20 protein-coding genes, 1 pseudogene and 1 riboswitch are annotated in these 25,048 nt (G+C 66.2%); of the genes and pseudogenes, 9 read left to right on the plus strand and 12 right to left on the minus strand.

Annotated elements, in window-relative coordinates; all coding sequences use genetic code 11:
- Window positions 1-11: 11 nt before the first annotated feature.
- Together J6U32_RS12255 and J6U32_RS12260 are read left to right on the plus strand one after the other, a co-directional pair.
- Complete coding sequence (locus tag J6U32_RS12255) at window positions 12-1,166, plus strand: bifunctional 2-methylcitrate synthase/citrate synthase (RefSeq protein ID WP_244332837.1); 1,155 nt, start codon at window positions 12-14, stop codon at window positions 1,164-1,166.
- A 102-nt stretch (window positions 1,167-1,268) separates the two neighbouring features.
- Window positions 1,269-4,658, plus strand: a complete 3,390-nt coding sequence (locus J6U32_RS12260) for a pyruvate carboxylase (protein ID WP_208795684.1) — start codon at window positions 1,269-1,271, stop codon at window positions 4,656-4,658.
- On the opposite strand, the gene J6U32_RS12265 is transcribed toward J6U32_RS12260, so the two are convergent.
- Window positions 4,655-5,959 carry a threonine/serine exporter family protein gene (locus J6U32_RS12265; protein WP_208795685.1) on the minus strand — a complete coding sequence of 435 codons (1,305 nt, stop codon included), beginning with the start codon at window positions 5,957-5,959 and terminating at the stop codon, window positions 4,655-4,657. The genes J6U32_RS12260 and J6U32_RS12265 overlap by 4 nt on opposite strands.
- Window positions 5,960-5,993: 34 nt before the next feature.
- On the minus strand, window positions 5,994-6,551 hold the full coding sequence (locus J6U32_RS12270; protein WP_208795686.1) for a helix-turn-helix domain-containing protein: 558 nt from the start codon (window positions 6,549-6,551) through the stop codon (window positions 5,994-5,996).
- 45 nt (window positions 6,552-6,596) lie between these two features.
- Between J6U32_RS12270 and J6U32_RS12275 the strand changes: the two are divergent.
- Window positions 6,597-7,379, plus strand: a pseudogene (locus tag J6U32_RS12275) (DMT family transporter); the annotation flags it as partial.
- Window positions 7,380-7,457: 78 nt separating this feature from the next.
- Here J6U32_RS12275 and J6U32_RS12280 read toward each other — a convergent pair.
- From J6U32_RS12280 to J6U32_RS12310, 7 genes are all read right to left on the minus strand, one after another.
- Window positions 7,458-8,093 carry a nucleoside/nucleotide kinase family protein gene (locus J6U32_RS12280; protein ID WP_244332839.1) on the minus strand — a complete coding sequence of 212 codons (636 nt, stop codon included), beginning with the start codon at window positions 8,091-8,093 and terminating at the stop codon, window positions 7,458-7,460.
- Window positions 8,094-8,139: 46 nt separating this feature from the next.
- A complete protein-coding gene (locus J6U32_RS12285; RefSeq protein WP_208795687.1) occupies window positions 8,140-9,456 on the minus strand; it encodes a cytochrome P450 in 1,317 nt (438 codons plus the stop codon).
- Between the two features lie 63 nt (window positions 9,457-9,519).
- The gene (locus J6U32_RS12290; protein WP_208795688.1) at window positions 9,520-10,497 is read right to left on the minus strand and encodes a PDR/VanB family oxidoreductase; all 978 of its coding nucleotides are present in this window, start codon (window positions 10,495-10,497) and stop codon (window positions 9,520-9,522) included.
- A gap of 118 nt (window positions 10,498-10,615) precedes the next feature.
- Window positions 10,616-11,635 carry an AraC family transcriptional regulator gene (locus J6U32_RS12295; RefSeq protein ID WP_208795689.1) on the minus strand — a complete coding sequence of 340 codons (1,020 nt, stop codon included), beginning with the start codon at window positions 11,633-11,635 and terminating at the stop codon, window positions 10,616-10,618.
- Window positions 11,636-11,745: 110 nt separating this feature from the next.
- Window positions 11,746-12,066 carry an EthD family reductase gene (locus tag J6U32_RS12300; protein WP_208795690.1) on the minus strand — a complete coding sequence of 107 codons (321 nt, stop codon included), beginning with the start codon at window positions 12,064-12,066 and terminating at the stop codon, window positions 11,746-11,748.
- 55 nt (window positions 12,067-12,121) lie between these two features.
- Window positions 12,122-13,741, minus strand: a complete 1,620-nt coding sequence (locus J6U32_RS12305; protein ID WP_208795691.1) for a 4-hydroxyphenylacetate 3-hydroxylase family protein — start codon at window positions 13,739-13,741, stop codon at window positions 12,122-12,124.
- A gap of 44 nt (window positions 13,742-13,785) precedes the next feature.
- On the minus strand, window positions 13,786-14,373 hold the full coding sequence (locus J6U32_RS12310; protein ID WP_208795692.1) for a flavin reductase family protein: 588 nt from the start codon (window positions 14,371-14,373) through the stop codon (window positions 13,786-13,788).
- A gap of 122 nt (window positions 14,374-14,495) precedes the next feature.
- Here J6U32_RS12310 and J6U32_RS12315 point away from each other — a divergent pair, with 122 nt between their 5' ends.
- From J6U32_RS12315 to J6U32_RS12340, 6 genes are all read left to right on the plus strand, one after another.
- Window positions 14,496-15,446 (plus strand): AraC family transcriptional regulator, encoded by a 951-nt coding sequence (locus J6U32_RS12315; protein ID WP_208795693.1) that lies wholly within the window; start codon window positions 14,496-14,498, stop codon window positions 15,444-15,446.
- Between the two features lie 61 nt (window positions 15,447-15,507).
- A complete protein-coding gene (locus J6U32_RS12320) occupies window positions 15,508-16,041 on the plus strand; it encodes a Uma2 family endonuclease (protein ID WP_208795694.1) in 534 nt (177 codons plus the stop codon).
- A 122-nt stretch (window positions 16,042-16,163) separates the two neighbouring features.
- Window positions 16,164-17,678 carry a SulP family inorganic anion transporter gene (locus tag J6U32_RS12325; RefSeq protein WP_208795695.1) on the plus strand — a complete coding sequence of 505 codons (1,515 nt, stop codon included), beginning with the start codon at window positions 16,164-16,166 and terminating at the stop codon, window positions 17,676-17,678.
- Window positions 17,679-18,037: 359 nt separating this feature from the next.
- Window positions 18,038-18,991 (plus strand): LysR family transcriptional regulator, encoded by a 954-nt coding sequence (locus J6U32_RS12330; RefSeq protein ID WP_208795696.1) that lies wholly within the window; start codon window positions 18,038-18,040, stop codon window positions 18,989-18,991.
- Window positions 18,992-19,221: 230 nt separating this feature from the next.
- Entirely contained in the window at window positions 19,222-20,193 is a 972-nt protein-coding gene (locus J6U32_RS12335) for a putative oxygenase MesX (RefSeq protein ID WP_208795697.1), read from the plus strand.
- A gap of 26 nt (window positions 20,194-20,219) precedes the next feature.
- Window positions 20,220-21,242, plus strand: coding sequence for a methionine synthase (locus J6U32_RS12340; RefSeq protein ID WP_208795698.1), 1,023 nt, complete (start codon window positions 20,220-20,222; stop codon window positions 21,240-21,242).
- Window positions 21,243-21,433: 191 nt separating this feature from the next.
- Here the strand turns inward: J6U32_RS12340 and metE are convergent, their stop codons facing one another.
- The 3 genes from metE to uraD all read right to left on the minus strand — a co-directional run bounded on the left by metE (window position 21,434) and on the right by uraD (window position 25,045).
- Window positions 21,434-23,722 carry a 5-methyltetrahydropteroyltriglutamate--homocysteine S-methyltransferase gene (gene metE / locus J6U32_RS12345; RefSeq protein ID WP_208795699.1) on the minus strand — a complete coding sequence of 763 codons (2,289 nt, stop codon included), beginning with the start codon at window positions 23,720-23,722 and terminating at the stop codon, window positions 21,434-21,436.
- A gap of 168 nt (window positions 23,723-23,890) precedes the next feature.
- Window positions 23,891-24,057: riboswitch (cobalamin riboswitch) on the minus strand.
- Window positions 24,058-24,160: 103 nt separating this feature from the next.
- Entirely contained in the window at window positions 24,161-24,487 is a 327-nt protein-coding gene (uraH, locus tag J6U32_RS12350; protein ID WP_208795700.1) for a hydroxyisourate hydrolase, read from the minus strand.
- Between the two features lie 36 nt (window positions 24,488-24,523).
- A complete protein-coding gene (uraD, locus tag J6U32_RS12355; RefSeq protein WP_208795701.1) occupies window positions 24,524-25,045 on the minus strand; it encodes a 2-oxo-4-hydroxy-4-carboxy-5-ureidoimidazoline decarboxylase in 522 nt (173 codons plus the stop codon).
- Window positions 25,046-25,048: the final 3 nt, after the last annotated feature.

Below are 25,048 nucleotides of genomic sequence, written 5' to 3' on the forward strand. Positions count from 1 at the left end.
AGACAGCTTCCGTGTCTCCCCAGTCCGTCACCCCTCAGCCCGCTCCCGAAGAAACAACCCCGAAGATCTACAAGGGTCTCGCCGGCGTGGTCGTCGACACCACCGCCATCTCGAAGGTGGTGCCCGAGTCGAATTCCCTGACCTACCGCGGCTACGCGGTTCAGGATCTCGCAGCGCACTGCTCGTTCGAGCAGGTTGCCTATCTGCTCTGGCACGGCGAACTGCCGACCGATGCCGAGCTGGCGGCCTTCACGCAGCGGGAGCGAGCGCTCCGTCGGCTCGACCGTTCGACCCAGGCCGTGCTGGCTCGCATTCCGGAGAACTGCCATCCGATGGATGTGGTGCGGACCGCGATCAGCTTCCTCGGTACCGAGGATCCCGACGAGGACAACGCGTCGCCGGCGGCGAATATCGAGAAGGCACAACGCATGTTCGCGGTGCTGCCGACCATCGTCGCGGCCGACATGCGCCGCCGCCGTGGCCTCGATCCGATTGGGCCGCATCACGGACTGGGCTATTCGGAGAACTTCCTGAATATGTGCTTCGGTGAGGTACCCGATCCCGTGATCGTTCGGGCATTCGAGAAGTCGATGGTGCTCTATGCCGAACACAGCTTCAATGCCTCCACGTTCGCCGCACGCGTGGTCACTTCCACGCAATCCGACATCTACAGTGCGGTCACCGCGGCGATCGGAGCACTCAAGGGATCGCTGCACGGCGGGGCGAACGAGGCGGTCATGTACGACATGATCGAAATCGATCGTCCCGAACGTGCACGGGAATGGTTGGAGGCCAAACTGTCTCGAAAAGAGAAAGTCATGGGATTTGGTCATCGCGTGTACAAGAATGGCGATTCCCGCGTGCCGACGATGCACGCCGCGCTCGAGGAGATCTCGCACCATCTCGGCGATACCCGGTGGCTCGCGATCTATCACGAGCTCGCCGACGAGATGTCGAGTCGCACCGGCATCAAGCCCAATCTGGACTTCCCGACCGGACCGGCCTATCACCTGATGGGCTTCGACATCGCTTCGTTCACACCGATCTTCGTGATGAGCCGGATCACCGGCTGGACGGCGCACATCGTCGAGCAGACCGCGGCCAATGCCCTGATCCGTCCGCTGTCGTCCTACGACGGACCGCCGCAACGCGTTCTCATTGCTTAGGACTGGTTGCCCTGCTGCTGGGCTCCGCGGGATAAGGTCACCGTGGGGGCATGTGCATCGGGTCCATTTGTAGCGGGACAACGACAGAAACGGATGAGCAGCATGTTCGACAAGGTTTTGGTGGCCAACCGCGGCGAGATCGCGATCCGGGCGTTTCGCGCGGCGTACGAGCTCGGTGCCCGGACGGTCGCGATCTTCCCCTACGAGGATCGCAACTCCCTGCATCGGTTGAAGGCCGACGAGTCCTATCAGATCGGCGTTCCCGGGCATCCGGTCCGCGCGTATCTCTCGGTCGACGAGGTGGTGGGCGCGGCGCAGCGATGCGGCGCGGATGCGGTGTATCCCGGCTACGGGTTCCTCTCGGAGAACGCCGGTCTCGCGCGGGCATGCGCGGCGGCCGGCATCACCTTCGTCGGCCCCAGGGCCGAGGTACTCGACCTGACCGGCAACAAGGCGCAGGCGATCGCGGCGGCACGGGCCGCGGGTCTGCCGGTGCTGTCCTCCTCGGAGCCGTCGTCGGATGTCGATGCGTTGGTGACGGCGTCGGAACAGATGCAGTTCCCGGTGTTCGTGAAGGCGGTGGCCGGCGGTGGTGGCCGCGGCATGCGGCGCGTCGACGACCCCTCGACCCTGCGGGAGTCGATCGAGGCGGCCTCGCGCGAGGCGGAGGCGGCCTTCGGAGACGCGACGGTGTTCCTCGAGCAGGCCGTCATCAATCCACGTCATATCGAGGTGCAGATCCTCGCCGACACCCACGGCGACGTCATCCATTTGTTCGAACGGGACTGCAGTGTGCAACGCCGCCACCAGAAGGTGGTGGAGCTGGCCCCGGCGCCCAATCTCGATCCGGTGCTGCGCGAACGGATCTGCGCCGACGCGGTCGCCTTCGCCCGGCAGATCGGTTACTCGTGTGCGGGTACGGTCGAGTTCCTGGTGGACGAGCAGGGCAGACACGTCTTCATCGAGATGAATCCGCGAATCCAGGTGGAGCACACGGTGACCGAGGAGATCACCGATGTGGATCTGGTGGGTGCGCAGCTGCGGGTGGCCTCGGGTGAATCGTTGGCCGACCTCGGTCTGACGCAGGACGCGATCACCGTGCACGGCGCGGCGATGCAATGCCGGATCACCACCGAGGACCCGGCCGCCGGCTTCCGGCCCGACGTCGGGCGGATCACCGCCTACCGCACGCCGGGTGGTGCCGGTATCCGCCTGGACGGCGGAGCCAACCTCGGGGGTGAGGTCAGCGGCCACTTCGATTCCATGCTGGTCAAATTGACCTGCCGCGGCCGGGACTTCGCCACCGCCGCGCGCCGGGCCCGACGGGCGTTGGCGGAGTTCCGGATTCGTGGTGTGGCCACCAATATCCCGTTCCTGCAGGCGGTTCTCGACGACCCGGATTTCCGGGCCGGGCGGGTGACGACGTCGTTCATCGACGAGCGACCCTGGTTGCTGACCACCGGCGGATCGGCCGACCGCGGTACCCGCATCCTGGAGTACCTCGCCGACGTGACCGTCAACAAGCCGCACGGTGAGCGGCCGTCGACGGTGTATCCGCGGGACAAGCTGCCCACCGTGGAGCGCTCGGTGCTCGGTGCGCCGCCTGCTGGTTCCAAGCAGCGGCTGACCGAGCTGGGCCCGGAGGGATTCGCCAGGGCACTGCGTGATTCGCCGGCCGTCGGGGTCACCGACACGACCTTCCGCGACGCCCACCAGTCGCTGCTGGCGACACGGTTGCGGACCTCGGCGCTGATCACCGTGGCCCCGTATGTGGCGGCGCTGACCCCGCAGCTGCTGTCGGTGGAGTGCTGGGGTGGCGCAACCTACGATGTGGCGCTGCGCTTTCTGAAGGAAGATCCGTGGGATCGGTTGGCGCAGCTGCGCGAAGCGATGCCCAACATCTGCCTGCAGATGCTGCTGCGCGGCGCGAACACCGTCGGCTACACCCCGTATCCGACGAAGGTGACCACCGCCTTCGTCGCCGAGGCCACCGCCACCGGCGTGGACATTTTCCGGATCTTCGACGCGCTCAACAACATCGAGCAGATGCGCCCGGCGATCGACGCGGTCCTCGAGACCGGCACAGCGGTCGCCGAGGTGGCGATGAGCTACACCGGTGACCTGGCGAACCCGGCCGAGGACCTCTACACCCTGGACTACTACCTGCGGCTGGCCGAGCAGATCGTCGACGCCGGAGCGCACATCCTGGCCATCAAGGATATGGCGGGCCTGCTGCGTGCGCCCGCGGCGACCAAACTGATCACCGCCCTGCGCAACGAATTCGATCTGCCGATCCACGTGCACACCCACGACACCCCCGGTGGTCAGCTCGCCACCTATCTGGCGGCGGTCACCGCCGGTGCCGACGCGGTCGACGGGGCATCGGCGGCGCTGGCGGGCACGACCAGCCAGCCCCCGCTGTCGGCGATCGTGGCCGCCTTCGCGCACTCCGAGCACGACACCGGTCTGGATCTGGGTGCGGTGTGCGACCTCGAGCCGTACTGGGAGGCGATCCGAAAGGTCTACGCGCCGTTCGAGTCCGGCATTCCCGGGCCCACCGGGCGGGTGTACTCGCACGAGATCCCGGGCGGCCAGCTCAGCAACCTGCGGCAGCAGGCGATCGCCCTGGGCCTCGGCAATCGCTTCGAGGCCGTCGAGGAGGCCTACGCATCCGCCGATGCGATGCTGGGCCGTCTGGTGAAGGTGACCCCGTCCTCGAAGGTGGTCGGTGACCTCGCATTGGCACTGGTCGGGCAGGGCATCGAGCCGCGTGACTTCGCGAACGACCCGGCCGCCTACGACATCCCCGACTCGGTGATCGGATTCCTGCGCGGTGAGCTGGGAGACCCGCCCGGCGGATGGCCGGAACCGTTGCGCACCAAGGCACTCGAGGGCCGCCGCCCCGCCGAGCCGGTCGTCGACCTCGCCGCCGAGGACTCCGCCGCGCTCGACGTCGCGGGGCGGACCCGGCAGGAAACGTTGAACCGCTTGCTGTTCCCCGGCCCCACCAAGGAGTTCACCGAACACCAGGAGGCCTACGGCGACACCTCACGGCTCTCGGCGAACCAGTTCTTCTACGGGTTGCGCTACGGCGAAGAACACCACGTCGAACTCGAACCCGGTGTGGTGCTGCTCATCGGCCTCGAGGCGATCAGCGACGCCGACGAGCGCGGCATGCGGACCGTGATGTGTGTGATCAACGGCCAACTCCGCCCGATCGCGGTGCGTGACCGTTCGATCGACTCCGCGGTGCAGGCTGCCGAGAAGGCCGACCGGGCGAATCCGGGTTCGGTCGGGGCGCCGTTCGCGGGTGTGGTGTCGATCTCGGTGGAGGTCGGCGACGAGGTGGCTGCCGGTGCGGCGATCGGCACCATCGAGGCCATGAAGATGGAGGCCACCATCACCGCGCCCGTCGGCGGGAAGGTCACTCGCGTCGCGGTGGGCGCGGTCACCTCGGTGGCGCCGGGGGACCTGCTCATCGAGATCGGTTAGGCCCGCCGGCCGCGGTCGCCGGGTGTTCCGATCTCGGCGACCAGCGCGCCGATCTTGATGCCGATGCACAGGCTCGCGAAGGTCGCGGGCGTCGTCTGAAGTGCGTGTGTGTCGAAGGAGGCGAGGGCGACCAGCCCCACGGTGCCGGGCACCAGCAGCAGGAATGCGGGCTGGAAGGAGATGGTCGCGGGGACGGCGACGGTGAGTCGTTCGATCATTCGGGCCGCGACGAACAGCACCGCGGCGCTCACCCCGGTGGCCACCACATTGCCGACCCAGGCGGATGCCCCGGTGAGCACCGCGTAGGTGCACACCATCACGCCGACGCTGAGCGCGGTGAGCTTGAGCCCGGAGCCGAAGGCGCAGCCGACGCCGACGGCGAGTGCGACGACGCCGATCCACGACAGCCACAGCGGTGGTAGTGCCTGCCATCCGTCACTGCCGGCCACCGAGGAGATCTGCCCGACCAGGGCTGCGGAATCCGGATCGATCCGTAGGCCGGTCACCGCGGCGCCTGCGGCGATGCCGCCGGCCATGAAGCCGAGCATGATCAGTCCGTAGAGCAGGCGCGCGGAGCCGGTGACGATGTCGGTGGCCGTCAGTTCCAGCAGGGCGTTGGTGATCAGTGCGCCGGGCACGAGGATCGCGATCGGCGCGCACACCCCGAACAGCGGCACCGAGCCGGCACCCACCGCCGACGCGACGGAGGCGACGACGAGGGTCGAGACGAAGGCGGCGACGAACGGCATGATCGCCGCACCACTCTCGATCCGGTCGAGGATCGTCTTTCCGATGCCGACCAGTCCGCCGGCGGCCATCGCGACGAGGATCGCCCACCACGGGCAGCGGAACACCGTGGCCAACCCGCCGGCGACCAGTGCGCTGCCGAGAATCCAGGACAGTTGCGGGTGGGTGCGCGGCATCGCACGAATGCGGTCGATCCGTTCGGGTAGGCGGTCGAGCGGCACCGCCGCCGAGGTCGTCTCGTGGACCAATCTGCTCGCGTGGGCCGACTGCCGGAACGAGAGCTCGGTGGCGTCGGAGTGGAACATCCGGACCGTGCCGGTCTCGGGCCTGGTGACGAGAACGGCTTCGGGCAGCACCGAGAACGTCAACGCCCGGGCCGTGCGGGGGTGTGTCTCGGCCGCCTGCTCGAGTGCGGCGCGGACGTCGGTGACCGACAGTCCCGCGTCGAGGAGCAGTGCCCCGAGATGGCCCAGATGCCGCGCGGCCGCGGTCTCGTCGGCATCATGCGGATGCGGCTCGTGCGGATGTTTTCCGGACGGCTGTGGGTCGGTCACCCGGGATCGGCCTCCTGATGTCGGCGGTGGGGTCTCAGCGCACGACGCTGCGTGCGAAACGGGTGACCTCGTCGGCGGCGTTGAGATAACGGTACGGCTGCGAACTCGGGAAGCTGATGCTCTCGCCGGGGCCGAGTTCGGTGGCCGAGGACTCGAATTCGATGCGTAACCGGCCGGTGGCCACCACGATGATCTCCCACCATCCGGGTGGATCGGGCTCGGCGTCGTACCGATCGCCGGGGCCCAGCGTCCACGCCCACAACTGCGATTCCTGGGAGGCGGGGACGCTGGCGAGCAGCCGGCCGACGCTCGCCTCGTGGTCGCCGCGCCAGGCGAGGACGTTGAGGTCGGTCGGCCCGTCGCCGAGGGTGTCCGGGTCGCGCACCATGTCGACGAAGGTGACGTCGAGTGCCTCGGCGAGGCGGTCGAGGCTGGCCAGGCTGATGTTGGTGTCGCCGCCCTCGACCTTGACGATCATCCGGCGACTGATGCCCGATGCGTCGGCGAGTGCGGCCTGGCTCATGCCGGACTCCTGGCGGAAGTGTCGAAGGTTGTGGGACACATGCGCCAACACGTCCGCCCGATTTGCCATGCGCACTATAGTACCGATAGCTTGTCGACCATGGTCAGGTGCACTATGTTGCGCAATCCGGAGCTGGTGCTCCGGCCGGAGTCGGCGCTGCTCGCGGTCACCGCGGTGTGGGGAGGAACCTTCCTCGTCGTCCACACCGCAGTGCAGCACAGCGGGCCGTTGTTCTTCGTCGGGCTGCGGTTCGTGCTCGCCGGGCTCCTCGGGCTGATGGTGTTCGGGCGGAAGTTGCGCGGGGTGACCCGCGCGGACATGGGTGCGGGGCTGGCCATCGGGGCGATGATGGCCGTCGCCTACAGTCTGCAGACCTTCGGCCTGCAGACCATCAGCTCGAGTGCCTCGGCGTTCATCACCGCGTTGTACGTCCCGTTGGTGCCGGTGGCGCAATGGGCGATCTTCCGCAAGGCCCCGGGCGTGATGAGTTGGGTGGGCGTGGTGGCGGCCTTCGCGGGATTGATGCTGCTCGCCGGTGGGACCGGCGGCGGGATCGGCTTCGGCACAGGTGAACTGGCGACCCTGATCGGAGCGGTGGCCTGTGCCGGGGAGATCGTGCTGATCGGGTTCTTCGCGGGCAAGGTCGACATCGCCCGCGTCACCATCATCCAGTTGCTCGCCGGCGGCGTCTTCTGCTTTGCCGCGATGCCGGTTGCCGGCGAAGATGTTCCGTCGTTCTCCTGGGTCTGGCTGGGTGCCGCGCTGGCGATGGCGTCGGCGAGCATCGTCATCCAGTTGACCATGAACTGGGCCCAGCGCCACGTCAGCCCGACCCGGGCGACGGTGATCTACGCCGGAGAACCGGTGTGGGCGGGGATCTTCGGGCGTCTCGCGGGCGACCGGCTCCCGCCCGCGGCCCTGTTCGGTGGAGTGCTGATCGTTCTCGGCGTGCTGGTCAGTGAATGGCGGCCACGCTCACGACGTGCCGTCGAGCAGGACGTCACACCGGTGCCGGCAGCTGCGAATGAGGGCGGCATTGGGGTCGTCGACCGACTCGATCCACCGCCGGGCGTTCTCGGCGCTGCGGCCGGCGCCGACATGGCGAACCGATAGTCGTTCCCGCCGAACATCATCGGGGACGTCAACGAACCACAGACGGTCGATGAGGTCGCGTACCGGCGACCACTCACCGTCGAGGGCGAGGTAATTGCCCTCGACGACAAGCACCTTCGCGGTGGCCGGGATGATCAGCGCCGCCGCGATGGGCTCGGCGACGCCGCCCCCGACCCCGCGATGATCGAAATCCGGTGCGTAGACCTCTTTTCCGGGGGCGGCCGCGCGGCGGAGCAGCGAGACGAATCCGTCGACGTCGAAGGTGTCGGGCGCGCCGCGACGATCGGTACGGCCCAGACGCCGCAGCACGGTGGTCGCCAGATGGAACCCGTCCATCGGTAGATAGCCGACCGCGTCGTCGCCGAACCTTTCGGTGAGCTCGGCGACGACGCGGCGGGCGATGGTGGTCTTGCCCGCGCCCGGCGGCCCGGTGAAGCCGGCCACGAATCGTGGTGTGTCCGCGGCCGCCTCGATGATCTCCGTCGTCGGATTGCTCACGGATGATGACGATACGAGATGGAGGCCCGCCGGTGTGCCAGGTTGGTCAGGGTCGGTCCGCGGGGATCGGGTTCTGCGCCGGATCCCACTCCACCAGAACCGATTCCGGTCCACGGAAAGAGGTGTTCGGCGAATAGGTCCACTTCTGATCGGCCACCAACTGCAGGTGGGGTAGACGGGCGACGGTCTCCTCGAGCATCACCGTCATCTCCATCCGTGCCAGTGCCTGACCGAGGCAGTGGTGAATCCCCCAGCCGAACGCCAGATGGTCCTCGGCATTGGCGCGGCCGATATCGAAGCTGTCGCCGTCGTCGAAATGTGCCTCGTCGTGATTGGCGGAGCCGGTGAGGACCAGAATGCGCTGTCCGGCCGGAATCTCGAAGTCTCCGATGGTCACCGGTCGCGTCGTCACTCGGCGCCAGGCCGGCACCGACGACGCGTATCGGAGGATCTCCTCGACGGCGTTGGGTATCAACGACGGATCGGCGCAGATCGCCCGCCACTGGTCCGGATGTTCGAGAAGCACCTTGAAGCCACTTGCCATGGCGTTGGTGGTCGTCTCGTGGGACGCGTATAGGTGACTTTGCATGATCGAGGCGAGGTACGTCCGATCCCAGACGTCGTCGTTACCCGCCTTCTGCCACGCCTTGATGGCGTTGCTCATGTAGTCGTCGCCCGGATCTGCGATGAGCCGGTCGATGTGCTCGCGCGCATAGGTGAGGTAGGCGGCGAACTCCTCGGCGAGGGTGACCTGCTGCTCGTCGGATGGCCGTCCCCAGATCCACAGGGCGAAACGGGAGGCGTACCGCCGGGCGCGCTCCACCTCGGCCTCGGGCACACCCATGAGCACGAAGGCTGTCTGTGCCGGGACCTGGAACGTCATGTCCGACACCATGTCCGCTTGACCACGAGTGACGATGTCGTCCAGGCAGGCCTGGACGAATCGCCGGGTGTAGGGCTCGATCTCGGCCACTTTGTCGGGTGTCACGCCCTTGCGCAGGACACGGCGGCGCTTGGTGTGAAGAGGCGGATCCTCGTCGACGAGCATGGTGGACGGGACGTAGTCCACGGCGGCGAGCTTCTCCATCGCGGCCGGGCAAGGTGGCTTGATCAGTTCGCCGGCTGCGGTGGCACTGTAGGACTCCGTATCGCGGAAGATCGACAGGACATCGTCGTACTTGCTCACCACCCAGTAGTCGATCTCGGGGCTGTAGAAGACCGGTTCCTCGGCTCGTGCGTGGGCGAAGACCGCGTACGGGTCTTGCAGGTACGCCTCGTCGAACGGATTGAACTCCGCGGCGAAGTGAGTTACCGGGCACCGGCCGTTTGCTGAATCGGACTCGTGGACAGTGGTTTCGGTCATGATGGGTCCTCTTGATCGATGGGTGGGCTGGGATCGATGGGTGGGTGGTGAGTCGGTATCGGCTCAGAGGTCGAGGACGAGACGGTCGCATGCTGCTCGGGAGCAGCAGATCATCATCACCTCGTTGTCGGCCTTCTCGTCGTCGTCGAGAATCTGATCGCGGTGATCGACCTCGCCGGAGATGATGGTGGTCTCGCACGACCCGCAGACGCCCTCGGCGCAACTGTTGGGGGCTTTGATGCCGTGTGCGAGTACGGCATCGAGGATCGTCTGATCGGCGGCTATTCGCAGGACATCACCGCTGCGGGCCAGTTCGACGTCGAAGGCGCGCTCGGAGTCGGCGTCGAGTTCGACGGCGATGCCACCGAAATGCTCCATGTGCACGCGGTGGCCGAGGCTCGCGGCGCGCGACAGGTCGTGTAGTTCGTCGAGGAGTCGTTCCGGTCCGCACGCATAGAGATGCGAGTGCTCGGTCATGTCTGCGAGGACGGTGGCGAGATCGAGTCGTCTGCCTTCGCCCGACACGCGGAAGTCGACGACAGGATTGGCCGCGAGCTGTTCGACGAACGCCATCCGCGCCCGGTCCCGGCCGGCGTAGACGAGACGACTCGGGCGGCCTACGCGCCGTGCGTGCGCCATCATCGGTAGCAGTGGGGTGATCCCGATTCCGCCCGCCACGAAGATGTACTCGGCGGCGTCGACCAAGCGGAATGTGTTTCGCGGCAGGGACGTCGAGATCTGATCGCCCTTGCGGAGTTGGCGGTGGATGTATCGCGAACCGCCCCGGCTCCGGGGGTCGTCGAGTACGGCGACCGTGTAGCGCGCACGATCGTCGGTGTCGCCGCACAGCGAGTACTGGCGGGTGATGCCGTTGCCCAGGATGAGGTCGATGTGTGCACCCGGCTGCCACGCAGGCAACTCCTGGCCGTCGGTGTCGATCAGACTGACGCAGACGACCCCGGAGCACTCGGTGCGGACCTCGTCCACGACGAGGTCGAGCGTCGAGGCCGGTTCGAGTGCCGGGGTTGTCAGAGCTGTCATCTCGAGTACCTCCTACTCGGTAATGGACTGTGTCACTCGACCGTATCGACGTGATGCGCACCACAACTATCCGTGCAGCGGCACGACCCTGTCCGTTGGGCGACAGTGGCGGCGGCGACTACCGGTTCCGGTCGGTGAGACCAAAACTGGTGCGGTGCAACGTTTCTGATGGGCTGATGCCGTATGAGTGCTTGTATTCCACCGAGAATCGTCCGAGGTGGACGATGCCCCAACGTCCCGCGACCGCCGCAACCGTGCTCGATTCGGGATCCGCATCGAGCAGATCGTGATGGATACGGCGCATGCGCACGCCGCGGAGGTACTGCATCGGGCTTTGGCCGGTGTGTTCACGGAAGCCGCGTTGCAGTGCGCGAACACTGACGCCGGAATGTTTCGCGATGACGATCGGGGTCAAGGGCAGTTCGGCGTGCGCCTCGATGAACTCCACGGCGTTGCGAATCGTCGCAGGCGCTGTCGACAGCGGTTCGGCGGCGAGCGCCGATGATTGATCGTGCGGGATCAGTGACAGCAGACCTGCCACGATCGCGTAGTTCAGTGGGTCGGCCACGGCCGGATTGCTCAGCATCGGATTGGGCTCGGGGCCGGCATGGGTGGAGAGCACCAGAGATCGCCAGGCAGAACCGTCGGCGCGGGAGAGATCGAGCCTGCCGCGCAGCCGCAGTCGCCCGACCGGGAATCCGAGCATGTCGCCCAACACGGACTCGATGGTCTCGCGGGTCACCTTGAGGGCGACGATGTTGAGTCGACTCGACGGTGGCGTCAGCAGCCGTGCATCGGTCTCGTGGTCGTAGACAACCGCATTGAGGTGTTCGACCGTGGTCCGGTCACCCTCCGATTCCGACAGCAGCGGTCCGCCGGTCGCGATGTTGACGTGATAGCCGTCGATGGACGGGCAGTACAGATCACTGTTGCTGTTGTAGTGGATGCGTCCGGCAACCACCGGGCCGATCGCGACCGCGCTGAGATCGGCCTCGAAATGCCCGATCTTCTCGACTCGGGTCAGCTGGTGCGGATGGAAGAGTCTGCCGACCTGCTCGGTGGCTTCTTCGACATCCTCACTGTGGAGCACGACCGAGCCGGTGGCGGGGTGCTGATCGTGGGGCTCTGCGCCATGCATCGAACCGACCTCCTCATCGCGGCCGTTGATGCGTTCAGGTGTCGCATACGGGCGGTGTCCCGCGGCCACGACGTCATGCCGTGACCGCGGGAGGCGCCGATCGGAGCGGACTATACCGAGGGCGAGCCGTGGCGTGCGGGGAAATGCATGATCTCCGCGCCGCCCGACGCGAAGTTGGCCACATCGGCCTGGGCTGCCTGGCCGGCCGAGGACTCCAACGCCTCGCCCATCGACTTCGCGCTGTCGAAATCGGCCTCGAACACCGCGAAGTACGGCGCGGGAGAACCGTCGGCAGTCGCGACCTCGAGGGTGTAGCGAGACGCGCGGACCCCCGGAATCTTCTGTGCCAGAGGCAGATGTGTGTCGGCGTAGTACTGGCGGAATGCTGCCGGGTCGTCCGGATGCCGGTACGCGACCATCAGGGTGTGCATGAGCTTGTCCTTGTCTTGTTCCCCGAAATGGGTCTTGTTTCCAGAAATGGCAGTCTCAGTTCCCGAAGTAGCTGACGTCGTCATTGCCGATGAGGTCGGGAACGGTCCAGCCGTCGAGGTCGTACTCGGCCAGGCAGGCCTCCGCGAGACCCTTCATCTGATCGACCCCGCCGCGATTCTGTGCGGCGAAGAGCAACTCGGCCTTCACGTTCTCGTGGTTGCCCGAATAGTTGCGCTCGTAGAGTTCGTGGCGGCCACCGAATTCGGAGCCGATCGAATCCCACAGTGCCTTCATGACCTTCACGCGGTCCACGGCGGTGATGCCGTTCGAGCCACGGACGTACTTGTCGAGGTAGGGCCGCACGGTCGGGCTCTTGAAGTCGGCGGCGCTCGAGGGCAGATAGATCAGCCCCGACGCGACGTCCTGTTCGATGATCTCCTTGATGCGCGGATAGCCCTGCATCATGAACATGCGGTAGGTCAGGCCGTACTCCAGGCGTGGGATGACGGTGTCGCCGATCCAGGGTTCGGGGTTGTGGGCCATGGCATCGGTGAGGGTCCAGAAGAGATTGCGCCAGCCGATCACCTCGCCGACGCGGGTCTGCACACCGCGGAACCCACCCGAGCCGGTGCAGTCGAGGGCCTTCATCAGCAGGCCGGCGATGAAGTCGAGCTTCACCGCGAGACGGGTGCACCCCTGGAAGGTGAAGCGCGGCAGGAAACCCGACTGCGGGAAGAACGCGTTGATGCGTTCGACGTCGCCGTACATGAACACGTTCTCCCACGGCACCAGCACCTTGTCGAAGACGAAGATGGTGTCGTTCTCGTCCATCCGACTGGAGAGCGGGTAGTCGAACGGCGAGCCCATCACCGCGGCCTGCTGGGTGTACGACGAGCGGCAGATCAGTTTGATGCCGGGTGCGTCCATCGGCACCGTGCAGATGAGCGCGAACTCCTTCTTCTTGATCGGCAGGCCGTAGTGGGCGATGAAGTTGTAGTTGGTGATCGCCGAGCCGGTCGCGACCACCTTCGCGCCGGACACCACGAGCCCGGCGTCGGTTTCCTTCTCCACCTTCATGAACACGTCGCCGACCTCGTCGGGCGGCAGCTGGCGATCGACCGGCGGGTTGATGATCGCGTGATTCCAGTAGAGGACCTTCTCCTGCGACTCGCGATACCAGCGCTCGGCGTTGGCCTCGAACGGTGCGTAGAGATCCTTGTTGGCGTGCAGGGTGCCGAGGAAGCTGGCCTTGTAGTCGGGGGAGCGGCCCATCCAGCCGTAGGTCATGCGCGCCCACTCGGCGATCGCGTCGCGTTCCTTGATGAGATCGGCCGAGCTGGTGGAGGCCTTGAAGAACGGCATTGTCACGCCGCAGTTGCCGGTGTCGGTCGGCGCGGTCACCTTGTCGCGGGTGGCCGGGTCGTGCATCGAGTCGTAGAGGCGCGCAGTCATGCGGATGGGGTTGCGGAACGCCGGGTGGGTGGTGACATCCTCCACGCGCTCGCCGTGCAACCAGATCTCCCGGCCGTCCTTGAGCGACTCGATGTATTCGTCGCCGGTCATCGGCCGGGTCGCGAAATTCTTGGTGTTGTTGGCGGGGGCGTCGGCAGCCGGGTTGGTCTGCGGGGCGCCGGTGGCCGTCGGGTCGCCCGCGGGACGTTCGATCGTGGTCATGATTGATACCTCTTTCTGATGGATGGGATGAAAACCGTGATGAATCAGGCGGATGCGGTGGTGTGTTCGGGATCGTCGTTGTGGGCCAGGTGAAATGGGGTGAAGGTGGTCGTCGAGTCGAACCAGCCCGAGTGCGGGTCGTCGGCGCACAGCGTCCACAGCGAATTCACGCTCGGCTCGCCGAGATCGTGAAAAGTACTGCGGTAGTAGAGCAGTGGAGGCTTCCCCGAGGTATGGGCATCGACGATCTCGCCGATGTAGATGATGTGGTCGCCGCCGTCGTAGCTGCGCCACGGTACACAGCTGAGTACCGCGGCGCTGCCAGACAGGACTGGGGCGGTCGGGCCGTCGACCCAGGTGGGGCCGGGTTGGGCGGGCCGCCCGGCGAAGTGCATCGCGATGTCGAGTTGGTCGGCGGCCATGATGTTGACCGCGAACGGTGCGTCGGTCAAGTAGTTGCACGCCTTGGACTTTCGCGTCAACGTCACCTGACACAGGCGCGGTTCGAGGGACACCGCGGTGAAGGCCGTAACCGTTGCACCGTGCGGCTCGCCGTCGGAATTCGCACACGTGATGACGGTGACGCCACTCGCGAACTGGCCGAAGACATTCTGTAGGGCTTTGCGTTCCACGTGATCTCTCCTTTCGATGAGGCAGGATGTGAGGTAGAACATAAGGCGACGGCCGCGGTGTCCACGATCCGCTGAACGCGATGACGATCCACATTGCGCGGCGAAGTCGTGAGGAGTGTCCGATGAGCCAGATCGAGCGGCTTCGCATCCCGGGGGATCCGGAGTGGGAAGCGGCGTCGGCGGCGGTCTCCGACGCGTACTTCCCGCATGAACTGAGTCCGCGGGACGCGGGTGGAACCGCCCTCGACGTCGACGTCGCGGTCACCGTGCTCGGACCGTTGCGTATCGCGCGGATCGGGTGGGGAGCCGAGGTGGCCATCCACTCCGACCATCCCGGCGCCTACGGCATCAACGTCCCGCTCGGGGGAGTCCTGGAAACCAGCGTCGCCGGGACCTCGGTGGTCTCCACGAGTGGTCTCGCCACGATCAACCCGCCCGACACGCCCGCCGAGATCACCCGCTGGTCGAGTACCTGCACGATCGTCGGGGTCAAGATCGACCGCGACTTACTGCAGCGCGAGGCCTGTCGGGTGACCGGGCGTCCGGACACGACGATCCCCGAACAGCTCGACCTGCACTCGCCGGAAGGGGCGAGCTGGTTCCGGCTGGTCCGCTCGATCGCCGGCCAGCCCGCCGACGACCCGCTGTTGGCGAACCCACTCATCGCCGAGCAACTCGCCGGCTCGTTGACCGACGCCTTCTTGTTGGCCGCGGTTCCCGACGACCCCGCCGAGCACACGCGCCCGCAACCGCGGATCGTCACCCGGGTGCTCGATGCGATGCGGGCCGATCCGGCCCGGCCGTGGACGGCCGCCGACATGGCGGAGGTGGCCGGGATCAGCGTGCGCCGTCTGCAGGAAGGGTTTCGTGACTACGTCGGCAAATCGCCGCGAGAATGCCTCACCGACATCCGATTACACCGTGTGCACGACGAATTGTGTTGCGAGGACGCGGATTCGGTGACCACCGTCGCGATGCGCTGGGGATTCACCCACACCGGCCGGTTCGCGGCGGCATTCCGCAAGAGGTACGGCGTGGCACCGTCCGATGTCGCCCGCACGCGCGGTCGGTAGTTACCAGCCGAGGTCGGTCGTTCAGGGCGCCGGGGCGCGGCATCGTCGTACCATGTGATGCATGGCCGCTGCACACGTCCAGCTCGGCTTGATGTCGCTGGATCAGTGGCGTGCGTTGCCCGAGGAACCCGAGTATCGGGTCGAACTCCAGCAGGGTGTGCGCATCGTGTCGCCACGACCGACGAAGGCACACGCGCGCGCCGTCTTCCGGCTGTGTGCCCAGGTCGACGAGGCGCTTCCGACTGGCTGGGAAGCGCTCTCGGAGGTCGAGGTGGTCATCGATCCTGCGACGCCGGTTACGGCCCGAGTGCCCGATATCGTCGTGTGTCGTAGCGACGCACCCGAACCTCTGGCCGCGGCGGACGTGGCGATCGCCATCGACATCGTGTCGCCAGGCTCTCGACGGACTGATCACGTCACCAAGCGCAGCGAGTACGCCGATGCCGGGATCGCCCACTACTGGATCGTCGACCTGGGGCGGCCGACCACGCTCACCCCACTCACCCTCACCGACCACGGCTACTCCGGCGTTCCGGTGACCGGGCATCACACGTCGACCACGCCCTTTCCCCTGACCATCTCGCTCACCTTCTGACGTCGAATTGCGAGCGTGCGAGCCGCTCCGCACTCTCCGGTAAGGTGTGCCGGGTTGCGTGCCACCAGGTGATCCCGCGGTGACACCGGATGTCCCGGCGCGCCGGAACGGAGTCGGAGCACATGTCCCCGCGCGTGTCACTGTCCACGACGACCTCTCCCGCGCACGACCAGTTGGTGTGGGCGGCGCTGCGTTCACCGCGACGGCTGCGCACCGAGGTTCTGGCCGGGCTGGTGGTCGCGCTCGCGCTCATCCCGGAGGCGATCTCGTTCTCGATCATCGCCGGTGTCGATCCGCGCGTGGGTCTGTTCGCCTCGTTCACCATGGCGGTCACGATCGCGATCGTCGGTGGCCGCCCGGCGATGATCTCCGCGGCCACCGGTGCGGTGGCCCTCGTCGTGGCCCCATTGGTGAAAAGCCATGGGCTGCAGTACCTCATCGCCGCCGTCATCCTGGCCGGGGTGTTCCAGCTCATCCTCGGCGGCCTCGGCGTCGCCCGGCTGATGCGGTTCATTCCGCGCAGCGTCATGGTGGGATTCGTCAACGCGCTGGCCATCTTGATCTTCGCTGCCCAATTGCCCCATCTGATCTGCGTGCCGTGGCTGGTGTATCCGCTTGTCGCCGTGGGTGTTCTGATCATTGTCGGATTGCCGAGACTGACGAGCGTCATCCCGGCGCCGCTCGTCGCGATCGTTGCGCTGACCGTGGTGACGCTCGCGGTCGGCTGGTCGGTGCCCGATGTCGGTGACGAGGGCAAACTGCCCGAGCACCTACCCTCACTGGTCCTGCCGGACGTGCCACTGACCTGGCACACGTTGTCGGTGATCGCGCCGTACGCGTTCACCATGGCGCTGGTCGGGTTGCTCGAATCGTTGATGACCGCGAAATTCGTCGACGACCTCACCGACACCCACTCCAACAAGTCACGCGAGGCGATGGGGCAGGGCGTGGCGAACGTGGTCACCGGATTCTTCGGCGGCATGGGCGGCTGCGCGATGATCGGGCAGACCATGATCAACGTCAAGAGTTCCGGTGCGCGCACCCGGATTTCGACCTTTCTCGCCGGTGTCTTCCTGCTGATCCTGGTCGTGGGTCTCGGCGATATCGTCGCGCTGATCCCGATGGCCGCGCTCGTCGCCGTGATGATCATGGTGTCGGTCGGCACGATGGACTGGCACAGCATCAACCCGACGACGTTGCGGCGCATGCCCAAGAGCGAAACGGTGGTCATGCTCGTCACCGTCGCCGTCACGGTGGCCACACACAACCTGGCCTACGGTGTCGTCGTCGGTGTGCTCACCGCGATGGTGCTCTTCGCGCGGCGGGTCGCCCACGTCACCGAGGTCGTCGTGGTGGATCACCCGGATCCCGACACGTGCCTGTATCAGGTGCGCGGAGAACTGTTCTTCGCGTCCAGCAACGACCTGGTCTACCAGTTCGACTATGCGGCCGACCCGACGACCGTGATCATTGACATGAGTGCGTCGCATGTCTGGGATGCGTCCACCGTCGCGGCACTCGACGCCGTCGTCACCAAGTACGCGGCAAAGGGTAAGAGCGCCAACATCATCGGGTTGAACCCCGACAGTGCCGAGCGGCTCGAGCGCCTCAGTGGGCACCTCGCGGGCGCTCACTGAGGCAGGCAAGCAGGGCGCGGGGAGTTCATGGTGTCTCCTCGTGTTGTGGCCTGTCAGGCGGCGGACGCCGGAGAGGCGGGGACCGGGCGAGGGTGGGGTGTCCACCCCCTGGCGGCGGGGGTCGTCGGAGGCCAGTTGTGCTGCGAGCGTTACGAGTACGGGGTGCAGGACACGCGACAGGCGCCCGGCGTGGGTGGACGCCTCGGGCCCCGGTCGGTCACCATCGGTCGACGTGCGCACGTAGAAGGCGAGTGGGCTGTTGATCAGATGAAGAACTGTGGCGCCGAAGCGAACCGACCTGGGTCTGGTGGAGACCGTGTGGACTTCGGATCTCCACGGCGGTTCGTTAGTCTTCTGATATGGCACGGCACGCCGCAGGGGCGCTGCGTGGAATCACGCTGCAGCAGTTGCGCTACTTCGTGGAGGTGGCAGCGGAGGGATCGATCAGTGCCGCGGCGGACATGCTCTATGTGGCTCAACCGACCATGTCCGCCGCGCTCAAGGACCTCGAAAGCCGGCTCGAACGTTCACTGTTCGTCCGCTCGAACCGGGGAGTCACCCTCACCGACGACGGGGCGGAGTTCCTCAGCTACGCGCGCCAGGTCGTCGAGCAAGCGGAACTACTGGAACAGCGGTACCTCGGGCGCGGCCCCTCGCGCCGACTCCTCGCCGTTTCCACTCAGCACTACTCCTTCGTCGTCGATGCCTTTGCTCGCATGGTGAAAGCCTCTGAGGCCGCCGAATACGCGTTCAGCCTTCGCGAGACCCGGACTTGGGACATCATCGAAGATGTCCGCACTCTGCGGAGTGAAGTCGGCGTGCTCTATCGCAACGGTTTCAACGCAAACGTGATCAACAAGCTGCTCCGCGAAGCGGGGCTGACCTTTACGCCGCTGTTCTTCACGACACCGCACATTTTCATCGCCCGCACGAACCACCTCGCAGGCAAGGCAAGTGTCACGCTGAAGGATCTCGACGACCTCCCGCGGCTCACGTTCGACCAGGGTGGGAACAACTCGTTCTATCTCGCCGAAGAGATCCTCTCCACGCGTTCATCCAAGCAAGACATCCGCGTGAGCGACCGAGCAACCATCTTCAACCTGATGATCGGTCTCGGCGGGTACACCATCTCGACCGGCATCATCTCCGACGATCTGGACCCGTCGATAGTCGCTGTGCCGCTCGAGGTGGACGAGCGCATCGAGATCGGCTGGATCGGACATGCGTCGGTCTCGTTGACCGCCCAAGCCGAGCGATTCGTGGCGGAGATGCGCGATGTGGTCTCGAGCTTCGGAGTCGATCTGCTGACATAGCTGATTCCTATCGCCAGGTATCGCTACGTGTAATTAGGCTATGGAGAGGCGCCTTCATACACTGCTGTCAACGCCACTTCGGGCCACTGGCTCCCATGTGCCATCGGTCGCGCCGATAGGCCTCGATCATGGGAAGTCAGATCGAAGTGCCGCGAAACTCAGACAGTGAATCGTGCGGTGACGCCTGTCGTCGTCGAACGCCGCGCAAGTGGATGGGGCATCTGATCAACATGACAAACGAATGTGTCTTCAGCATCGGCACGACGCGCTTCGACGAGGGCTACACCCCGTCGAGCAGCTCACGTGGAACGACGAACTTCGCGAATCTCGCACGCGGCGACGACCGTGAGCAGAATCTTCGCAATGCCGTGACGATGATGAACACCAGGGTCAATGAACTGCTCCACTGGGACAATCCGCGCGGTGACCGCTACGAACTCGAACTCGACATCGTCTCGGTGGACCTACATCTCGCCTCGGTAGGGGACGACGCCGCATTTCCGGTGATCGAGGTGCTCGACGTGGACATCGTCGAGACCGCCACGGGAACCCGTACCAAGGGCATCGTCGGAAACAACTTCTCCTCCTACATTCGCGACTACGACTTCAGCGTTCGGCTCCCCGGGCACCAGGCGACAGGTATCCCCAGCGACTTCGGCGATCTGCACGGGCAGGTCTTTCAGCGCTTCCTCGAATCGGACGAGTACCGCCAACGGTTCTCCCAGCCGCCGGTCATCTGCATCAGCGTCTCGACGTCGCGGACCTACACCCGCCTCACGAACCATCACCCCATTCTAGGGGTGGAGTATGTGTCGGACGCGCTGTCGCTCACCGATGACTACTTTGGCAAGATGGGGCTCACGGTCCGCTACTTCATGCCTCCGGGTTCCGTTGCGCCGCTGGCCTTCTACCACCGCGGTGACCTGCTCAACGACTACTCGTTCATCGCGCTCGCGGGAACGGTCGCGACGATGGAGACGTTCCAGAAGATCTACCGTCCCGAGATCTACAGCGCGAACACCGCGGCGGCGCAGGTGTACCGGCCGAGTCTCGACTACGGCAACTACTCACTCCCGCAGGTGACTTACGACCGGGTCGAACGCACCCAGCTCGCGGCCACCCAGGGAAAATTCACCGAGGTGAGGCTCATGAAACCGTACGGCGATGTCCTTGCTCGTTGGGCGACAAAGCAATCGGCCTGATCGGCGCGAGAACTGAGGTATCCGAGATGAATACACTTCTGCCCGCCACGATCGTCGGCAGCCTGCCCAAGCCCGCGTGGCTCTCCGAGCCGGAGAAGCTCTGGTCCCCGTGGAAGTTACACGGCGACGAACTGCGGCAGGGGAAGCTCGACGCCCAGACGCTCGCGGCACACGATCAGAGTCGGGCCGGGCTCGACATCATCAGCGATGGTGAACAGACACGTCAGCACTTCGTGACCACGTTCATCGAGCACCTCGGTGGCGTCGATTTCGACCGCCGCGAGACCGTGCGCATTCGTGACCGCTATGACGCGAGCGTCCCGACGGTTGTCGGCGCGGTGAGTCGCGAAGAGTCGGTCTTCGCAGAGGATGCGAAGCGTCTTCGCGCCGAAACCGATCAGCCGATCAAATGGGCCCTCCCCGGCCCGATGACAATGATCGACACCCTCTACGACGACCACTACCGGAGCCGCGAGCAGCTCGCGTGGGAGTTCGCGACCATCCTGAACCAAGAAGCAACGGATCTGCAGGCGGCCGGCGTCGACATCATCCAGATCGACGAGCCCGCATTCAACGTGTTCTTCGACGAACTGGACTGGGGCATCGCGGCACTCGAGCGGGCCACCGAAGGACTGAGCTGCCAAACCGCCGTCCACATCTGTTACGGCTACGGCATCAAGGCCAACACCGACTGGAAGGCAACGCTGGGGCCCGAATGGCGCCAGTACGAAGAGTCGTTTCCACTGTTGCAACAATCATCGATCGACATCGTGTCCCTGGAGAGTCACAACTCGCGGGTTCCTGTCGAGGTAATCGAACTACTCCGTGGCAAGACGGTCATGCTGGGAGCGATCGACGTGGCCAGCGACACCATCGAGACGCCGGAGGAAGTCGCAGCGACACTGCGCAAAGCACTCCCCTTCGTCGACAAGGACAAGCTCTACGCCAGCGGGAACTGCGGCATGGCGCCGCTTGCTCGTGGTGTCGCACGGCAGAAGATGGTCGCGCTCGCCCAGGGCGCCGCCATTCTTCGCAGAGAGCTCTCCTAACCTCGGGCGTTCCGCGCAGTACGTGACCAGTGTCTGCACGGGATCGATCGCACTCGCCGCCGCGGGATTGCTCGCGGCCGACAAGCGACCTCACACTGGTCGGTACGGCATCTGCCGACCGACTGCGGAGCGCACCCGGGGCGCGCACCCGAGCTCTCCCGCTCCGCAATCGGCTCAGCTGATTGTCGTGCTCAGTTGGCCAGTGCGCGAGTGGTTTTGGCCGCCGAGACCAGATTCGTCAGCGCCGCGGTCACCTCGGTGGTGCCGCGAGTCTTCAGGCCACAGTCCGGATTCACCCACAGGCGCTGCGGCCCGACGGCATCGAGCGCCGCGCGCAACGACGATTCGATCTCGGTGACGTCGGGGACACGCGGTGAGTGGATGTCATATACACCCGGCCCGACGCCGTTGGCGAATCCGATGGCATTGAGGTCGGCGAGGACCTCCATGCTCGACCGTGCCGCCTCGATCGAGGTGACATCGGCGTCGAGTTCGGCGATCGCACCGATGACCTCGCCGAACTCCGAGTAGCACAGATGGGTGTGGACCTGCGTGGCGTCGTCGACACCCGAGGTGGCCAGGCGGAATGCCCGCACCGCCCAGTCCAGGTACGCGGGTTTGTCGGCGTCGCGCAGCGGGAGCAGCTCACGGAGGGCCGGCTCGTCGACCTGGATGATGCCGATGCCGATCCGCTCGAGATCGATCGTCTCGTCCCGGATCGCGAGGGCGATCTGGTCGGCCGAGTCCGACAGGGGCTGATCGTCACGCACGAACGACCACGCGAGAATCGTGACGGGTCCGGTGAGCATGCCCTTGACCGGCTTGCCGGTCAGCGACTGGGCGTAGGCGATCCAGTCGACGGTCATCGGCGCCGGGCGGGACACGTCGCCGAACAGGATCGGCGGACGCACGCACCGAGTCCCGTAGGACTGCACCCAGGCGTGGGCGGTGGCGAAGAAGCCGTCGAGCTGCTCGGCGAAATACTGCACCATGTCGTTGCGTTCGGGTTCGCCGTGGACGAGCACATCGAGCCCGATCTCCTCCTGCAGCGCAACCACATCGGCGATCTCCGCCCGCATCCGACGGACGTACTCGGCGTCGTCGATCCCACCGGAGCGCAGCGCGGCGCGCGCCAGTCGGATCGCCGAGGTCTGTGGGTAGGAGCCGATGGTCGTGGTGGGCAACGGCGGGAGATTCAGCCGCTCGGTCTGCGCAGCCGCGCGGGCCGAGGCATCGCCGCGCGTGCGTGCGGCGTCGGTGAGGGCGGCCAGACGCTCACGCACCGCCGGATCGTGCACGCGCGGATCGGATTCGCGGGTGGCCAGTGCCGCGGCAGCGGCATCGAACGCGTCGGCCTGAGACGGCCGACCGTGGCGCAGCGCCTCCGACAGGATCGCGACCTCGCGGTACTTCTCGGCCGCAAAGGCCAGCCAACCGCGCAGGTTGTCGTCGAGTTCGGTTTCGGGTTCGACGGAATACGGCACGTGCAGCGTCGAGCACGAGGTGGACACCGCCAACGACCCCGCCGACCCGAGCAGGGTGCCCAGGGTGGCAAGCGCTTTCTCGAGATCGGTTCGCCAGATGTTGCGCCCGTTGACCACGCCGGCCACCACGAGCATGTCGGCCAGTTCGGGAACGCCGACCACCGTTTCGACCGAGCCCTCGATCAGATCGACGGCCACCGCCTCGATACCGGTGCGCGCGAGGGCGCGCACACTGTCGCGGGCGTCGCCGAAGTACGTGGCGACGCAGAGTGCCGGTCGTGAGTTCGCTTGCGCGAGGGTCGAGTACACCGATCCGGCCAGCGCGGGGAGGCGGTCTGCGGCATCGGTGACCAGGATCGGTTCGTCGATCTGTACCCACTCGACCCCGGCCGCGGCGAGACGGGCCAGCAGGTCGAGATACAGCGGCAGCAGCTCGTTGACGCGATCAAGCGGAGAGCCCTCGTCTGCGGTGTCGTGGGCGGATTTCGACAACGCGAGGAAGGTGATCGGCCCGATGACGACCGGGCGTGCGGTCACGCCGGCGGCCTGCGCCTCGGCCACCTCGGCGAGAACCTTCTCCGGGTGCAGGGAGAAGGCGGTGGCGTCACCGATCTCGGGCACGAGGTAGTGGTAGTTGGTGTCGAACCACTTGGTCATCTCCAGCGGTGTGACGTCGGCGGTGCCGCGGGCCGCTGCGAAGTAGCGGTCGAGGGGATCGGTGATGTGTGCGACCCGCTCGGGCAGGGCGCCGAGCAGCACGGCGGTGTCGAGCATCTGATCGTAGTAGGAGAAGGTGTTGACCGGAATCGAGTCGAGGCCGGCCGCCGTGAGCGCCGCGATGGTGTCGCGCCGCAGCCCGGCGGCCACGGTCTCGAGGCCGGCGGCGTCGATGCGCCCGGCCCAGTAGCTCTCGATCGCGCGCTTGAGCTCACGGTGTGGCCCGATGCGTGGTGTGCCGAGCACGGTGGCGGAAAACGGGGTCGTCCGTTGGGACATGGGTGGTGCACTCCTGCAATGGTTTCCGACGGTCCGCCGCCGTTGCAGGGCGTGCCGAAGGGACGCCGGAGAGAACGTGCACGGCATCCGCGCATCACCTGGCACTCGCTTCGACCTGCGCCCATTCCACGAGGCGACGAGCCACCGGCCGCGGCGCGGCCGGTACAGCAGGCAGGTCTTCGGACTCGTCGGCGGGCGACCATCAGGTCGCGGTCCTAGTGGCCGTCGCTTCCCGGACGCATGCGTCCAGTGCTCGATGACGGCGGTCGTTCCGACATACCGCTGCGGGACAGTTCCGGATTCGCACCGGATTCCCTCTTACGACGCCGGACCCGGACGCGGGGCCCCACGACATCGGAGGCCACGACAGACGGGGCGGCGAACCAACTGCACCGCCGAGCATAGAGGATATCCCCGAATACCGGTGTGCGCGCCCGGTCAGCTACCGCGATAGGTGGAGTACGAGTACGGGCTCAGCAGCAGCGGGACGTGGTGATGCCGTTCGGGATCGTCGACGGTGAAGCAGATGTCGACCTCCGGATAGAATCCCCGGATGTCGTTGTCGGCGAACCACTCTCCGGTGTCGAACACCAGATGGTAGATGCCGGGCACGAGCGGGTCGCTGTTCACCTGCGCGATGCGACCGTCGGAATCGGTGACGCCGGAGGCGACTTCGCCGCCCGCGGCATCCTGCAGGGAGACCACGACGCCCACCGCGGGTGCACCGGAGACCGCGTCGAGGACATGGGTGGACAGACCGGTCATCTCGGTGGTTCGCTCCTCGTGGATCGCCTGCGATTCTCAGTCGTCAACATACTCGATCGCCGGGGTGAGCATGCGCTGCAGTCGACTTCGGTTGATCTTGGCCAACTCCATCCGCAGCACCCTCCGCTCGGTCGCCGGGTCGTTGCGCATCCGCTCCTTGAGGATGGCCAGCAACTCCGCCGCCGGCCGCCCATTGGCGAAGACAAGGTACACGTGCCCGAACTTCTCGTCGTAGGCCTTGTTGAGCTCCTTGAGTTCGACCAACACCGCCGGATCGGCGCCGGTCACCCCGGACTGCTCACGCGTGGAGGACGCGTTGTCCGGGCGGTCGCCGATCCGGGGGTGACCGGCCAGGGCCTCGTCGAGGTCGGCATCGGTGAGCTCGGCCAGGATGAGATCGGCATAGGAGAGCAATGCCTCGTCGTCGGAGAAGGGTCGGGCCTTGGCCACACGCAGCGCCCAGATCGACGAACTACAACACTCGTAGAGCGTGCCGATGGCCTGCCGTTCGGTCAGCTCGTTGAAACTGGGCAACCCGCGCCAGTCGACTCGTCGCACGCC

This window comes from Gordonia polyisoprenivorans (assembly GCF_017654315.1).
Lineage (GTDB): Bacteria > Actinomycetota > Actinomycetes > Mycobacteriales > Mycobacteriaceae > Gordonia > Gordonia polyisoprenivorans_A.

Coding starts and splice junctions, on each gene's coding strand:
- J6U32_RS12335 (WP_208795697.1), top strand. CDS start 19,222: ATGACAAACGAATGTGTCTTCAGCATCGGCACGACGCGCTTCGACGAG.
- J6U32_RS12340 (WP_208795698.1), top strand. CDS start 20,220: ATGAATACACTTCTGCCCGCCACGATCGTCGGCAGCCTGCCCAAGCCC.
- metE (WP_208795699.1), bottom strand. CDS start 23,722: ATGTCCCAACGGACGACCCCGTTTTCCGCCACCGTGCTCGGCACACCA.
- J6U32_RS12305 (WP_208795691.1), bottom strand. CDS start 13,741: ATGACCACGATCGAACGTCCCGCGGGCGACCCGACGGCCACCGGCGCC.
- J6U32_RS12270 (WP_208795686.1), bottom strand. CDS start 6,551: ATGGCAAATCGGGCGGACGTGTTGGCGCATGTGTCCCACAACCTTCGA.
- J6U32_RS12295 (WP_208795689.1), bottom strand. CDS start 11,635: ATGCATGGCGCAGAGCCCCACGATCAGCACCCCGCCACCGGCTCGGTC.
- J6U32_RS12320 (WP_208795694.1), top strand. CDS start 15,508: ATGGCCGCTGCACACGTCCAGCTCGGCTTGATGTCGCTGGATCAGTGG.
- J6U32_RS12325 (WP_208795695.1), top strand. CDS start 16,164: ATGTCCCCGCGCGTGTCACTGTCCACGACGACCTCTCCCGCGCACGAC.
- J6U32_RS12290 (WP_208795688.1), bottom strand. CDS start 10,497: ATGACAGCTCTGACAACCCCGGCACTCGAACCGGCCTCGACGCTCGAC.
- uraH (WP_208795700.1), bottom strand. CDS start 24,487: ATGACCGGTCTGTCCACCCATGTCCTCGACGCGGTCTCCGGTGCACCC.
- J6U32_RS12260 (WP_208795684.1), top strand. CDS start 1,269: ATGTTCGACAAGGTTTTGGTGGCCAACCGCGGCGAGATCGCGATCCGG.
- J6U32_RS12300 (WP_208795690.1), bottom strand. CDS start 12,066: ATGCACACCCTGATGGTCGCGTACCGGCATCCGGACGACCCGGCAGCA.
- J6U32_RS12330 (WP_208795696.1), top strand. CDS start 18,038: ATGGCACGGCACGCCGCAGGGGCGCTGCGTGGAATCACGCTGCAGCAG.
- J6U32_RS12315 (WP_208795693.1), top strand. CDS start 14,496: ATGAGCCAGATCGAGCGGCTTCGCATCCCGGGGGATCCGGAGTGGGAA.
- J6U32_RS12285 (WP_208795687.1), bottom strand. CDS start 9,456: ATGACCGAAACCACTGTCCACGAGTCCGATTCAGCAAACGGCCGGTGC.